Genomic DNA, 14,164 nt, shown 5'->3' with positions numbered 1-14,164 from the left:
TTATGACTCATTGGCGCGATAAGCTTTTCAGTAAGTCACCTCTGTCTATTGATCTTAATATAGACTTTCCTAATGTTTTTCCTACTTCTACTCCTTCGCTTTTTTCACTGTTAATTCCTTATGAAATAGGCGATGAGCCTTTACCTGATGAATTAAATCTATTGTCAGAAAACCACTTAAAAGAAAAATCAAATAATGAATCTATTCCTTTCAGTTGGTCAGCAGGCGCTCGCGAAGGTATTATTCTGCATCAACGGATAGGTCGCGCGATCGAACAGCAACCTTCACAGCAATCATGTGAGGAATTTATCCTATCACTCTATAACGCAATCAAAAATGTTGTGCTTTTACCCGATAAAGATCATATCACTTCTTTTTATGCAATAGTCTGTCAGGATAAACTCGCCCCAATAACTTATCTTTCCCAGTTGATCGACCAAATAGAACAAGATGAAGCATTGTTTAAAAATAAGATCTATTTTCAGTTGATCTTATGGATCTTAAAACTGAGCCCTGATAAGAATCCCGTTAAAATCGCTTTAGGGTTGTTAAGATCATTTCGTGATAATACTTCTCAACGTTTACTTTTATTGTTCGCCCTCCACCCTGAATTTACACTTTATGCGATTCGTTCGCTAAAACAGCGCCTTTCTTGTGAAGAGTTTGAGCCTTTTTTACACGCCCTCGGTCAACGAACTAAAGGCTGGGGACGAATTCAGTTTATTGAACATCTGCCATCAACGCTTTCGGTAAATAATCGTTATTGGTTACTCACTGAAGGGTATAAAAATAATGTAATGACAGAATATGTCGCCTATGACTGTGTAACGAAAGGCAAACTATTAGAGATACTCCATACGCATCCTTTAGATAACACACTGCTACTGGGTTGTAGTGATTTATTACGTGCATTGCTTAATGGTGGCCCAGCAAAAGATATTTATGATTACAGTGAGGGTGCTCAAGTTTGCAAAGCGTTTATTTCACAAGTCGATGCACTGCCACCAAAAGAGCTAAAATTACTTTATTGCGTTTGTGAAATCACTGATTTTGTACAAAATAGTGGTGAAGATTGGTTATTACTCGAAACATTAGGGTGGGATGACCATGGCCAACAGCAAATTATGTCTGTTTCACAAAATATTATTCAAAAACCAGAGTGGTCAACACTCATTATTGAAGCATTACAACATCCCTCTCGCTCAAAAAATTACCAAGCAAGTCTGGTAGCAAAGTCTCTTCGCCTTGATATTTGGGAATTACTCTTTTCACTACAAAAAGATAATCCAAATGCAGACTGGTGGTATCAATTAATGCAAACAGATGCTTCTCATAAAATAGAAAGAGTAGTCAAACTTGCAGAACAACAAATTGAATTAACACAATTAGGTAGCACAGATGATCCATTAATAACTACCTACTCTGAATATCAGCCCCATCATGCCGTTGAATATATTATGCAAGATCTTGGTGGTTTTCCCGGTATCGGCTGGTCACTCATCAAACGGCAATTACGTAGCCCGATATTACGTGATAGAAATATGGCGCTGAATGTTCTTTCAACTTGGTCTGATACATTATTGCCTCATGATCTTTATGGTGAATTAACACAAGCCTTAACCATAGAAACCGATAAAAATGCTTATCAACGTATAAAGTTATTTTTAGTTAATCATCAAGGAAATGAAGAACATTAATGGTTAGAGAAAATAGATAATTCTGAAAAGAATTCAGGGAGCAGGTTAGGATCATGGTTCGTGCTAGTATGGCTACAAGGAATAAAAAAGATGTTACAGCAATTCATAATACTGATTCACAGATCAATAATGAGGTGAATATGGGCAAATTCCCTGGCTTACATCGTCGAGCAATACTGGTTATTGCCGTAGTTTTGTTGGTCGTGTTTTTTTGGCCGACAAGTGAAAATAATGGTGAGCCACCTCAACCGTCATCATCAACACAAGATCTTCCTGTGCCAATTGCACCCTCAGTCACTAACGAAACGCCAATTTATCAGGCACCGATCCCTCAAGCTCAAGATAGCTTAGATGCCGATCAAGGAACAGAGAGCCCCAGTGAACACTCAACGGCAAACAATATAGATGAAAACGTTGATCAAACAGCGCAACCACAAAAGTCTGCTTCAACATCCACACAAAAATGGCAAACATATACCATTAAAGAAGGGCAAACCTTAGCGCAGCTCTTTAGAGATAATCAACTTCCAGTAAATGATGCTTTCTCTATGGCAAAATCAGAAGATCAACAGAAATCATTAAGCCAATTACGTTCAGGGCAGGCGATTCGATTACAGCGTAGTCCACAAGGTGATGTCAGTATGCTAGAAGTGACAAACAGCGCAGGTACCGTCATTACTTATACACGCTTAAGCGATGGAAGTTATTATCGCACGCCATAGACTATGGTAAAAAAACTTAAATTTATTCAAAAAAAACGCCAGCTAAGCTGGCGTTTTCCTTATCAACATTCACTGTTTAATCAAAGATTATTCAGCAACGATGATAACATTCAGTTCAGCGAATACGTCACTGTGAACTTGGAAGTGAACTTCGTGGTCACCAGTAGTACGCAGAACGCCATTTGGCAGGCGAACTTCGCTTTTGCACATTTCAACGCCAGCTGCAGTTACTGCATCAGCGATGTCACGAGTACCGATTGAACCAAACAGTTTACCTTCGTCACCCGCTTTAGAGCTGATAGTGACAGAACCCAGTGCATTGATTTTCGCTGCACGAGCTTCAGCTGCTGCTAAAGTTTCAGCTAATTTAGCTTCTAACTCAGCACGACGCGCTTCGAAAAACTCAATGTTTTTCTTAGTCGCAGAAACAGCTTTACCCTGTGGGATTAAATAGTTACGAGCATAGCCCGATTTTACGTTAACCTGATCACCCAGGCTACCCAGATTCGCTACTTTATCAAGCAGAATAATTTGCATTACCTTATCCTCTACAAGTCATTAATGGACTATATACCTATTACTGATGACGATCAGTATAAGGTAATAAAGACAGGTAGCGTGCGCGCTTGATAGCACGAGCCAGCTGACGCTGGTATTTTGCACGAGTACCGGTGATACGACTTGGTACAATTTTACCACTTTCAGTGATATAGTTTTTCAGCGTAGCGATATCTTTATAATCGATCTCTTGTACGCCTTCTGCTGTGAAACGGCAGAACTTACGACGACGGAAATAACGTGCCATATGGCTAGTCTCCAGAATCTATCAATTCAATCTGCTCGGCATGAAGCACCAATTTAAACAGTCCATTTCGCGCCTGATGGCTACTAATGAATCCTGAAACGGTGATTTGGCTGCCGACCGTTATACTGTGAGTAACTGCTTGTAACGCTTTCCCGCTAGCAATAATGGGCATTCGACACCATGATTGTCTCTTTAATCCCGCCTCTTCTTGCATTGAACGATGTTCAATAACAAATTGACAGTGCGGGATCCCTGCGGGGCTAACTTTTCGTATTAATGCTTTGCACACTGTGCCAGTTAGCACCAAATGATTATTAGCCGTCACAGCACTAATTACTCTGCAGAATCCTCTGCTACATCATCAACTTCATCTTCATCATCAAGGTCATCAGCGATATCACGACGGCGTTCGTCTTTTGCTTTAACCATTGGAGAAGCTTCAGTTACTGCGTGTTTAGTACGCATGATCATGTTGCGGAGAACGGCATCGTTGAAACGGAAAGTAGTTTCCAGTTCATCAATCACTTCCTGCGGAGCTTCAACGTTCATCAGAACATAGTGTGCTTTGTGCAGTTTGTTGATTGGATAAGCTAATTGACGACGACCCCAGTCTTCTAGACGGTGGATCTGACCATTTGCATTAGTGATAGCGGTTTTATAACGCTCGATCATGCCCGGAACTTGTTCGCTCTGGTCAGGATGAACCATAAAAACGATTTCGTAATGACGCATTTGATATTGCTCCTTACGGATTTATCAGCCTCCTGTCAGGGTCAGTCACCACCCATGGAGGCAAGGAACTTGTTTAAGTTGTGACTGAAAAAATTGACGCGTAACTATACCCCCGCGGTCAATAAAACTCAAGGGAGTATAGACAATAAAATAAATTAAGCAGTTATTTCACAGAAATACGCTGACGCATTGCTTCAAATAAGCACACACCCGTTGCGACAGAAACGTTGAGCGAGGACACCGTTCCAGCCATTGGAATACTAATCAACTCATCACAATGTTCACGTGTTAAACGGCGCATGCCTTCACCTTCTGCGCCCATCACCAGAGCCATAGGGCCTGTGAGTTTGCTTTGATATAAGGTGTGATCTGCTTCCCCTGCTGTGCCAACAATCCAAATGTTCTCTTCTTGCAGAAAACGCAATGTACGGGCTAGGTTAGTCACTTTAATTAAAGGAACACTTTCTGCCGCACCACAAGCCACTTTTTTAGCCGTTGCATTTAACTGTGCTGAGCGATCTTTCGGAACGATAACAGCATGCACACCAGCCGCATCTGCGCTACGTAAACAAGCACCTAAATTATGGGGATCAGTAACACCATCTAGCACTAATAAGAAAGGTGTACCAACTGTAGCTAATAAGTCTGGTAAATCTTGTTCTTGATACTGACGACCTGGTTTTACTTTAGCAATAATTCCTTGGTGAACAGCCCCCTCTGTTTGGCTATCTAACCACTGACGATTAGCGACTTGAACTAAAACCCCTTGGGCTTCCAATTCATGAATAACGGGGGTTAAACGGCGATCTTCACGCCCTTTTAATACATAAACTTCTTTGAATCGTGCAGGATCACGCTCAAGCAATGCTTTTACTGCGTGAATACCATAAATAATTTCTTCGCTCATAGCGGTGCTTACTCATTAAAAAATAAAAGGCACAAAACAGATAAAAGGCGGAGTTTCCGCCTTTTAACAAGAACCAGAAAAACAAATCTTATGCTTTATCGCGTTTGGCTGCGCGCTTAGCTTTAAGTTTTGCCTCTATCTTTTTGGTTTGTGATGATGCTTTCTTACGTTTGCTACTCGCTTTATCTTTCGCAACTTGGTCTTTTACAGCTTTGTCTTTGCTCGCATGACTTCGAGCTGATTTGCCTTTTTTAAAGGCGCTATCAGGCTCAAAGTTTTTATCTTTACTTGCATCACGACGTCGAGACTTGCTAGAACTTGCGTTTTTCTTGTCTTTTTCGCCTTTTAACCCACGAACTCGTGCTGTTTTACCTGGGTTACGTGCGGTGCGTGTTGTTGAAATTAAGGAGAAGTCGATAGTACGTTCATCCATGCTTACAGCTTCAACTTTAACTTCAACTTCATCACCAAGACGATAGACTTGTCCTGAAGACTCACCAATCAAGCGTTGCCCTACATTATCATACTGATAATAATCATTATTTAATGTAGAAACATGCACTAAACCATCGATAAACAGGTCATTTAAACGAACAAAGAAACCAAAGCCCGTTACGCTGGTGATAATACCCGTAAATTGTTGACCTATTTGATCCAGCATAAAATCACATTTCAGCCAATCAGCCACATCTCGTGTGGCCTCATCAGCACGGCGTTCTGTTAAAGAACAGTGCTCACCTAATTGCAACATGGTGTCCATATCGCTATGGTAACCCCCTGTTGGCGTCCAACGCTGTGATCCATGACCTTCTTGTTTTGCAATTTGATATTTAATTGCTCGGTGCAAAGCTAAATCAGGATAACGACGAATTGGTGAGGTAAAATGTGCATAAGATTTTAGCGCTAAGCCGAAGTGCCCGCGATTTTCAGGATCGTAAATCGCCTGTTTCATAGAGCGTAAGATCATCGTTTGTAGCATTTCACGGTCAGGTCTGTCTTCAACCTCTTTCATGACACGCGCATAATCTGCAGGCTCTGGTGTTAATCCACCCGGCAATGTTAAACCTAATTCATTAAAGACTGAACGTAGATTCAATACGCTCTCTTCTTTTGGTTTATCATGAATACGGTATAACGCAGGTTCTTCGTTTTTCTCAACAAATCGAGCAGCCGCGATATTCGCTAAGATCATGCACTCTTCAATTAATTTATGTGCATCATTACGAATAACAGGCTCAATACGCTCAATACGGCGCTCTGCATTAAAGATAAATTTCGCTTCTTCTGATTCAAATCCAATCGCACCACGCTGTTGACGTGCCTTATCAAGCGCTTGATATAATTCATAAAGATGCTCAATATCTTGAACAATAGGCTTATAGTGTTCACGTAGCTCTTCATCACCTTGAATAATTTTCCATACTTTGGTGTATGTCATTCGTGCATGAGAGCTCATCACTGCTTCATAGAATCTATAAGAAGACAGACGACCTTGCTCAGAAACGGTCATCTCACAAACCATACATAAACGGTCAACTTGTGGGTTTAGTGAACACAGTCCATTGGACAGGACTTCTGGCAACATGGGGACAACTTGAGAAGGGAAATAAACAGAGTTTCCTCGACTACGCGCTTCTGTATCTAATGCCGTTTGTGGACGTACATAGTAACTAACATCAGCAATTGCGACCCATAAACGCCAACCACCGCCTTTTTTACGTTGGCAGTACACCGCGTCATCGAAATCTCGTGCATCTTCACCGTCAATGGTAATTAAAGGCAAGCCACGTAAATCAACACGGCCTTCTTTGGCTGATTCAGGCACTTCTTCTTTTAAATCAGCAACTTCTTTTGTGACTTTTGCTGGCCATGTATACGGAATTTCATGAGTACGTAATGCGATTTCTACTGCAATACCTGTTCCCATCGCCTCGCCTAAAATTTCGACAATACGACCTACGGCTTGAGTCCGTCGCGTTGGTCTTGTAGTGACTTCAACCACTACCACATTCCCCATACGCGCACCCATGATATCTTCTTTAGGAATAAGAATATCAAAACTTAAACGACTGTCATCCGGTACAACAAATCCCATACCAGATTCAATAAAATAGCGACCAACAATTTGGTTATTTCTTGGTTCAATAACACGTACTACGCGACCTTCACGACGACCTTTTCTATCCATCCCTAAAGGTTGGGCCAGAATAACATCGCCGTGCATGGTTTTTTTCATTTCATCTTGAGAAAGATAAAGATCATCTTTTTGACCTTCTGCGCGTAAAAAACCATAACCGTCACGGTGACCAATTACTTTGCCTTTCCATAAATCAAGACGTTCAGGTAATGCATAGCACTGGCGACGAGTAAAAACTAATTGACCATCACGCTCCATCGCTCGTAAACGACGACGTAACGCTTCTAGATCTTCTTCACTCGAAATTTTTAACGCCTGTGCTAAATCTTCACGGCTCATTGGTGCCGTGCGCTTTTTCATTTCTTCTAAAATATATTCGCGACTAGCAATTGGAGAGGCGTATTTTTCTGCTTCTCTATCCTGAAAAGGATCTTTTGACATTATGACCTCCAAGCTATCAGATTTGATGAAATAGTAGACTCAAACATCTTCTAATAACAATTTATATAAGGAGCTATTGTTTTCAACTAGCTCTGCGAGTGTGTGACGGTCTAACTCTTTCAAAAACTGCTCAATCGCCTGATTTAACACCAGTTTTAATCGACAAGCTGGGGTAATGTGACAAAACTCAGCGCTACAGTTTACTAATGAAAGTGGCTCTAAAGCACGGACAACATCACCAACAATGATGTCTGTTGCAGGCTTTCCTAAACGGATCCCTCCATTTTTACCACGAATAGCCTCAACAAAACCTAAATGGCTAAGTTGATTGATAATTTTCACCATATGGTTACGTGAGACACCATAGACTTGCGTCACTTCTGTGATACTTGTCATTTTGCCTTCTGGCAGTGAAGCCATATATATCAATGCTCGCAATCCATAATCTGTAAAACTGGTTAATTGCACAATGACCTCTGAAAAGTGGTTTTCCCTATTAAGTTCATTAAGGGATAAGTAATTATTAATGAGAATATCATTTTATTAAGCAATATTATGTTTAATTTTTGGACATTTAGCAAAGATATACTCAAAAGCGAGTTATTTCCGTCTCTCACTTGACTATTCACAAAATAATAGCGACATCACAAACAAAGAAAAAGCGATACTGTCGGTTTTCAACAGATCGCTTTTTTATTTTTAGCATTTCAACAATAATATTGTCTTATTGTTTTTACTCGTTACCAATAAAACAGAAGCAAAACCGAGTGTAAAGCTGTCTTATCTTAATGTATGTAACACGTATTTTTATCTTCAATTCACTAACGAATAGATACGAAAAAATCGCCCCTGTCATTTTCAGGGACGATTTTCACATCAAACCAATTTAATACAGATTATGCATCAAATGGATGACGGAGAATGATAGTTTCTGAGCGATCTGGGCCCGTAGAAACGATATCAACAGGAACACCTGTTAACTCTTCTACACGTTTGATGTAGTTCAGCGCAGCTTGTGGCAGTTGAGCGTGATCTTTCACACCAAAAGTGCTTTCGTTCCAACCCGGCATGGATTCATAGATAGGCTCGATCCCTTCCCAATCATCAGCTGCTAAAGGTGTTGTATCGATCACTTCACCATTGGGTAAGCGGTAACCTACGCACAGTTTCACTTCTTTTAAACCATCTAACACATCCAGTTTAGTCATGCAGAAACCAGACAGTGAGTTGATTTGAACAGCGCGACGGATGGCGATGATATCTAACCAACCAGTACGACGGCTACGACCTGTTGTAGCACCAAATTCTTGGCCTTTCTCACGTAGGAAGTCACCCACTTCATCAAATAATTCAGTTGGGAATGGACCTGCACCAACACGAGTAGAGTAAGCCTTGATGATCCCTAATACATAACCCACATAGCGAGGGCCTAAACCGGATCCCGTTGCCACACCACCTGCTGTTGTGTTTGAAGAGGTTACATACGGATAAGTACCGTGGTCGATGTCTAATAAAGTACCTTGTGCCCCTTCAAACATCACTAACTCACCGTTTTGCGTTGCTTTGTACAGTAAGTCAGAAACATCAACAACCATACCTGTCAGAATATCAGCAATTGCCATGATATCATCTAAGGTTTTTTGGTAATCAACAGGTTCAACTTTATAGTAGTTCACCAGTTGGAAGTTATGATATTCGATGATTTCTTTGAGTTTTTGTGCAAACGCTTTTTTATCAAACAGATCGCCTACACGTAAACCACGACGAGCCACTTTATCTTCGTAAGCAGGACCAATACCACGACCTGTTGTACCAATAGCTTTCTCGCCACGCGCTTTCTCACGCGCATTATCTAATGCGATATGATAAGGAAGGATTAATGGGCAAGCTTCAGACAGAAGTAAACGTGAACGAACAGGAATGCCACGTTCTTCAAGTTGAGTCATTTCCTTCATCAGCGCTTCTGGTGATAAAACGACACCGTTTGCTATGATGCTAACAACATTTTCACGGAGAATGCCTGATGGGATTAAATGAAGAACGGTTTTTTCACCGTCGATGACTAGAGTGTGACCTGCGTTATGGCCACCTTGGTAGCGAACAACATATTTAGCGCGTTCTGTCAGCAAATCGACTATCTTGCCTTTGCCTTCGTCACCCCACTGGGTGCCCAATACGACAACGTTATTACTCATTTCAAAATACACTCGGTTGCTTAAAAAAGGATTCTACCATCTCAAATCAAGAGTTACAGTAGATTTTATCTAATTATGTCATCCCCGCTTTTAAGCAATAGGTTATCTTGCCATTGTCAATATTTTTGCCCGAAAAATCTGCACCACAAACGTATTGTGACTTTTATCAACGATTTTGATCGCAAAAATAGGAAGCAGAGTGACATAAAAGTGAAAATGGCGAAGAAGACGCTTCGGAATTGCCGAAGGTTTATCTTGAAATGCAATTTTCACTTTATACTATCCCAGCTAAAACCATTTTGGAAACCATTAAGCATAAATTTTCATCTTTTTATGTACAGTTTTTTATTTCTTAAACAATTTATTAGTTTTATCTTATTGATTTCAAAAAAAATCCCCCACTTTTTAAGGTGGAGGATTTTATTATTTATCTAAACGGTTTAACGTATTTAGCTTACTCTTCAAGCGCTCTCGCTTTTGTTGGAGCTTTCATATAGCGTAAGAAATCGCTATCTGGGCTTAGCACTAAGACGTCATTACCGTCTTGGTTAAAGCTCTTCTCATAAGCACGTAAGCTACGAATAAAGGCATAGAAGTCAGGATCTTGACTGAACGCATCAGCAAACAGTTTTGTTGCTTGAGCATCACCTTCACCGCGAAGGCGTAACGATTCACGCTCAGACTCAGCTAACGTTTCTGTAACGGTCTTATCAGCCGCTGCGCGAATTTTCACTGCTTGCTCTTGACCTTGTGAGCGGTGGCGACGAGCGACAGCTTCACGTTCTGCACGCATACGTTGGTAAATCGCCTCAGAAACTTCCATAGGCAGGTTGATTTGCTTAATTCGAACATCAATGACTTCAATACCTAATGCCGCCATACTGTTCATATTGATAGCAGGAGCTTGACCTTTAGTTTCTTCAGCCACTTTCTTCGCAGCAATGGCAATCGCATCATCAGCAGCACTTGTGTCGCGAGAAGGTGTACCTTCATTCAGTGCATTACGAACATCAATAGTTAAACGACCTCGAGAATCCGTAATAATTTGGTTTACGCTCATACGACCAATCTCAGAACGTAAACGGTCACTGAATTTACGACGCAGTAAAGTTTCAGCTTGTGTTGTATTACCACCCCCCGTTGCCAGATAGTAAGTACTGAAATCACTGATACGCCATTTTAGATAAGAATCGACTAATAAGTCTTTATTCTCACCTGATAAGAAGCGGTCTTGCTGGATATTCATAGTTTGAATACGCGCATCCAGTTTTTTCACATTCTCAATGAATGGGATTTTAAAATGAAGACCTGGCTCATAAACAACAGGTTTATTTTCAGCATCACGTACAACTTTGGCAAAGCGTAAGATGATACCACGCTCATATTGTTGGACGACAAACACAGAGGAGTACAACAACGCTAAAATAATAACTGCAACAACAGCGATAACTTTACGCATGATTATTGTCCCCCTTGATTATTGCCATAAGGCTGACCATAACCGCCATTATTACTACCATATCCACCATTACCATAAGTCGTTGTTGCAGGTTTTTGTGTTGGTGCTGGATTTACAGTTGGAGCAGGTGCAGGCATACGAGTTGGCGCCTCATGGGTATTTGATACTCCCGATTGAGATGGCTGACGTAACATTTGCTCTAAGGGCAACACTAACATGCTGTTACCTTTATCATTAGCAATGACCTTACGTGTTTTCGATAGCACTTTTTCCATTGTTTCAATGTACAGACGCTCGCGAGTAATATCGGGAGCTGCACGATATTCAGGTAAGATTTTAGCGAAACTCGCCACCTCACCTTCAGCTCTCATCACCACACTGGTTTTATATGCTGTTGCTTCTTCAATCATACGTTGAGCGTTACCTTTAGCGAGCGGTAACACTTCGTTTTTATAAGCTTCAGCTTGACGAATTGTTTTTTGTTCTTCTTCACGAGCGGCAATTACGTCATCAAATGCCGCTTTTACAGCTTCTGGTGGGCGAGCAACTTGGAAGTTGACGTCCACAATCGAGATACCCATGTTATAAGGGCGGATAGTCTCTTCTAATTCTTGACGCGTCTGGTCACGAATTTCTGAACGGTTTGAAGTCAGAATTTTTTCCATTTCTGAACGACCAATCACTCCACGTACAGCACTGTCAGTTGCTTGACCTAAGCTGTTAATAGGTGTAGTGAGGTTAAACAGAAATGTTTCTGGATCAGAGACAACGTACTGCACGTTTATCTCAACTTGAACCATATTTTCATCTGACGTTAACATCATGCCACCCGTCGTTAAATCACGGATAGTTTTCACGTTAACAGGCTGAACTTCATCAACAAAAGTCGGCTTCCAGTTCAGGCCAGGTTCAACGATTTGGTAAAATTTACCAAAACGAGTTACTACACCCTGTTCTGCTTCTTTAATGGTATAAAAACCACTTGCAGCCCAAACTACGACAACCGCACCTAATGCAAGAGAAATCAGAAGATTTCCAGCATTACCACGAGGTCCGCCATTTTGCCCAGAAGAGGAGTTCCCACCTTTTTTACCGCCGAAACCACCGAGTTTTTCACTCAGTTTACGGAACATATCATCGAGATCTGATGCTCCACGATTCCGACCTCCTTGATTGCCGTTGGAGTTACCGTTACCATCGCCATTATTATTGCCGCTGTTTCGGTTACCCCACGGGTCGCGGTCTTGTCCGTTGTTACCGGGCTGATTCCACGCCATGTTCTAGCTCCATTATTATGATTAGATTTATCAGGCTTAAGAGCCGATTTCGTCGCCAGCTCTCAGTTAATGTTCTTTTTTATGGCCGAATATCAGACCACGTAATCCAATAAATTGGGTTCCTGCTTGCAAAGGCGATGCCAGTCTACCATAGGCATACGTATGATTAGCCCAACTTTACCGTCTTTTTCAATCCATTCGCGTTCTATGGACTGTAATTGATAAAAACGACTACGCAAGCGCCCTGTCTCTTCTGGCGGTAAACGTAATTCAAAGTGTGCGATCTCACCTGAAAGACGTTCTGTCAACGCCTGATATAACAGAGGAATACCTTCGCCTGTTTGTGCTGAAACCCAAACCCTAACGGGTAAGTTTTCTTCATTTCGATCAATTCTTGGGGTGAAGTTTTCAAGAAGATCAATTTTGTTCATGACATGCAGTGTCGGTATTTCTTGAGCATCTATCTCTTCTAATACACGCTCAACTGCATGAATATTATCCTCAAAACGACTATCAGCTGCATCAATAACATGAAGAAGTAAAGTAGCTTCTCGTGTTTCTTGTAAAGTAGCTTTAAAAGCAGCAACAAGATCATGAGGTAAATGTCGAATAAAACCAACAGTATCCGCTAATACAACCGTACCCACATCATCGACTTGAATACGTCTTAGTGTCGGATCCAATGTTGCAAAGAGCTGATCTGCCGCATACACATCTGAACAGGTAATATGATTAAATAAACTCGATTTCCCTGCATTCGTGTAGCCAACAAGGGATAATGTTGGAATATCAGCTTTACTTCGCGCTTGTCGTCCTTGTTCACGCTGACGCTCAACCCTACCCAATCGCATTAGAATTTGACTAATTTTACCTCGGAGTAAGCGACGGTCTGTTTCTAGCTGAGTTTCACCTGGTCCTCGTAACCCAATCCCCCCTTTTTGTCTTTCAAGGTGAGTCCACCCTCTGACTAAACGAGTTGATAAGTGACGTAACTGGGCGAGTTCTACCTGTAGTTTTCCTTCATGGGTTCTTGCTCTTTGTGCAAAAATATCCAGGATAACTCCCGTACGATCAACCACACGGCATTCACAAAGTCTTTCCAGATTTCGTTCTTGTGCAGGTGTCAGTGCATGATTAAATAAAACAACATCTGCACCACTTGCTTTTACAGCTTCGGCAATTTCTTCTGCCTTACCTTCACCCACATAATATTTAGGATGAGGCGCTTTACGATTTCCTGTAATAATTTGAACTGGCTTAACACCCGCAGATGTCACCAAAGATTCAAATTCTTGCAAATCATCAATGTCCTTTTCTTGAGAAAAGAATACGTGCACTAAAACGGCTAATTCGCCACCTTCATAACGATCAAACAAAGGCGAAACCTCTTGGACTTTATAAAAACAGGAAAAAACATAGGTAAAGTCTCCCTACCTATGTTTTTCTTATATCAAGAATAATATTAGATAATTATTCCGCAACATCATCCTGCTGAGTAGCACTACCAGTGTAATTTGTGCCTGCTTGGTTAGTACCTGTATTACTATGATGAGAAACAGGACGCGAAGGCACCACGGTAGAGATAGCATGTTTGTATACCATCTGACTTACTGTGTTTTTCAGCAAAATAACAAATTGGTCAAAAGATTCGATCTGACCCTGCAATTTAATACCGTTTACCAAATAGATAGAAACGGGAACCCTTTCACGACGTAATGCGTTCAGGAAAGGATCTTGCAAAGATTGCCCCTTAGCCATTCTATGTTTTCCTTATTTTGTTGTTTTATATTAG

The 14,164-nt window shown here is 41.1% G+C and carries 14 protein-coding genes; 2 read left to right on the top strand and 12 right to left on the bottom strand.

Annotation, left to right across the window (positions count from 1 at the left end; genetic code table 11):
- The first annotated feature begins 2 nt into the window (after positions 1-2).
- Both GWI97_RS07395 and GWI97_RS07390 read left to right on the top strand, forming a co-directional pair.
- On the top strand, positions 3-1,697 hold the full coding sequence (locus GWI97_RS07395) for a hypothetical protein (RefSeq protein ID WP_052038567.1): 1,695 nt from the start codon (positions 3-5) through the stop codon (positions 1,695-1,697).
- A gap of 53 nt (positions 1,698-1,750) precedes the next feature.
- Positions 1,751-2,419 (top strand): LysM-like peptidoglycan-binding domain-containing protein, encoded by a 669-nt coding sequence (locus tag GWI97_RS07390; RefSeq protein WP_087803776.1) that lies wholly within the window; start codon positions 1,751-1,753, stop codon positions 2,417-2,419.
- A gap of 87 nt (positions 2,420-2,506) precedes the next feature.
- Here the strand turns inward: GWI97_RS07390 and rplI are convergent, their stop codons facing one another.
- The 12 genes from rplI to hfq all read right to left on the bottom strand — a co-directional run bounded on the left by rplI (position 2,507) and on the right by hfq (position 14,130).
- Positions 2,507-2,956, bottom strand: coding sequence for a 50S ribosomal protein L9 (gene rplI / locus GWI97_RS07385; protein ID WP_023583606.1), 450 nt, complete (start codon positions 2,954-2,956; stop codon positions 2,507-2,509).
- A gap of 40 nt (positions 2,957-2,996) precedes the next feature.
- Positions 2,997-3,224, bottom strand: a complete 228-nt coding sequence (rpsR, locus tag GWI97_RS07380) for a 30S ribosomal protein S18 (RefSeq protein WP_000135199.1) — start codon at positions 3,222-3,224, stop codon at positions 2,997-2,999.
- A 4-nt stretch (positions 3,225-3,228) separates the two neighbouring features.
- Positions 3,229-3,549 carry a primosomal replication protein N gene (gene priB, locus GWI97_RS07375; protein WP_036939458.1) on the bottom strand — a complete coding sequence of 107 codons (321 nt, stop codon included), beginning with the start codon at positions 3,547-3,549 and terminating at the stop codon, positions 3,229-3,231.
- Between the two features lie 8 nt (positions 3,550-3,557).
- Positions 3,558-3,956: a 30S ribosomal protein S6 gene (gene rpsF, locus GWI97_RS07370; RefSeq protein WP_036939461.1), complete on the bottom strand. Its 399-nt coding sequence runs from the start codon at positions 3,954-3,956 to the stop codon at positions 3,558-3,560.
- Between the two features lie 163 nt (positions 3,957-4,119).
- Positions 4,120-4,863, bottom strand: a complete 744-nt coding sequence (gene rlmB, locus GWI97_RS07365) for a 23S rRNA (guanosine(2251)-2'-O)-methyltransferase RlmB (protein ID WP_036939464.1) — start codon at positions 4,861-4,863, stop codon at positions 4,120-4,122.
- Between the two features lie 88 nt (positions 4,864-4,951).
- The gene (gene rnr / locus GWI97_RS07360; RefSeq protein WP_036939467.1) at positions 4,952-7,441 is read right to left on the bottom strand and encodes a ribonuclease R; all 2,490 of its coding nucleotides are present in this window, start codon (positions 7,439-7,441) and stop codon (positions 4,952-4,954) included.
- Between the two features lie 39 nt (positions 7,442-7,480).
- Positions 7,481-7,909, bottom strand: a complete 429-nt coding sequence (nsrR, locus tag GWI97_RS07355) for a nitric oxide-sensing transcriptional repressor NsrR (protein ID WP_036939470.1) — start codon at positions 7,907-7,909, stop codon at positions 7,481-7,483.
- 428 nt (positions 7,910-8,337) lie between these two features.
- A complete protein-coding gene (locus GWI97_RS07350) occupies positions 8,338-9,636 on the bottom strand; it encodes an adenylosuccinate synthase (protein ID WP_036939472.1) in 1,299 nt (432 codons plus the stop codon).
- A 454-nt stretch (positions 9,637-10,090) separates the two neighbouring features.
- Positions 10,091-11,095: a protease modulator HflC gene (hflC, locus tag GWI97_RS07345; protein WP_036939475.1), complete on the bottom strand. Its 1,005-nt coding sequence runs from the start codon at positions 11,093-11,095 to the stop codon at positions 10,091-10,093.
- 2 nt (positions 11,096-11,097) lie between these two features.
- On the bottom strand, positions 11,098-12,372 hold the full coding sequence (gene hflK / locus GWI97_RS07340; RefSeq protein ID WP_052038568.1) for an FtsH protease activity modulator HflK: 1,275 nt from the start codon (positions 12,370-12,372) through the stop codon (positions 11,098-11,100).
- Between the two features lie 92 nt (positions 12,373-12,464).
- A complete protein-coding gene (gene hflX / locus GWI97_RS07335; RefSeq protein WP_036939477.1) occupies positions 12,465-13,748 on the bottom strand; it encodes a ribosome rescue GTPase HflX in 1,284 nt (427 codons plus the stop codon).
- Between the two features lie 94 nt (positions 13,749-13,842).
- Complete coding sequence (hfq, locus tag GWI97_RS07330; protein WP_036939480.1) at positions 13,843-14,130, bottom strand: RNA chaperone Hfq; 288 nt, start codon at positions 14,128-14,130, stop codon at positions 13,843-13,845.
- Positions 14,131-14,164: the final 34 nt, after the last annotated feature.

This window comes from Proteus sp. G2300 (genome assembly GCF_009915965.1).
GTDB classification, from domain to species: domain Bacteria; phylum Pseudomonadota; class Gammaproteobacteria; order Enterobacterales; family Enterobacteriaceae; genus Proteus; species Proteus vulgaris.
Note: the sequence above shows the minus strand (reverse complement) of the source record. Positions and strands in the feature narration are given on the sequence as shown.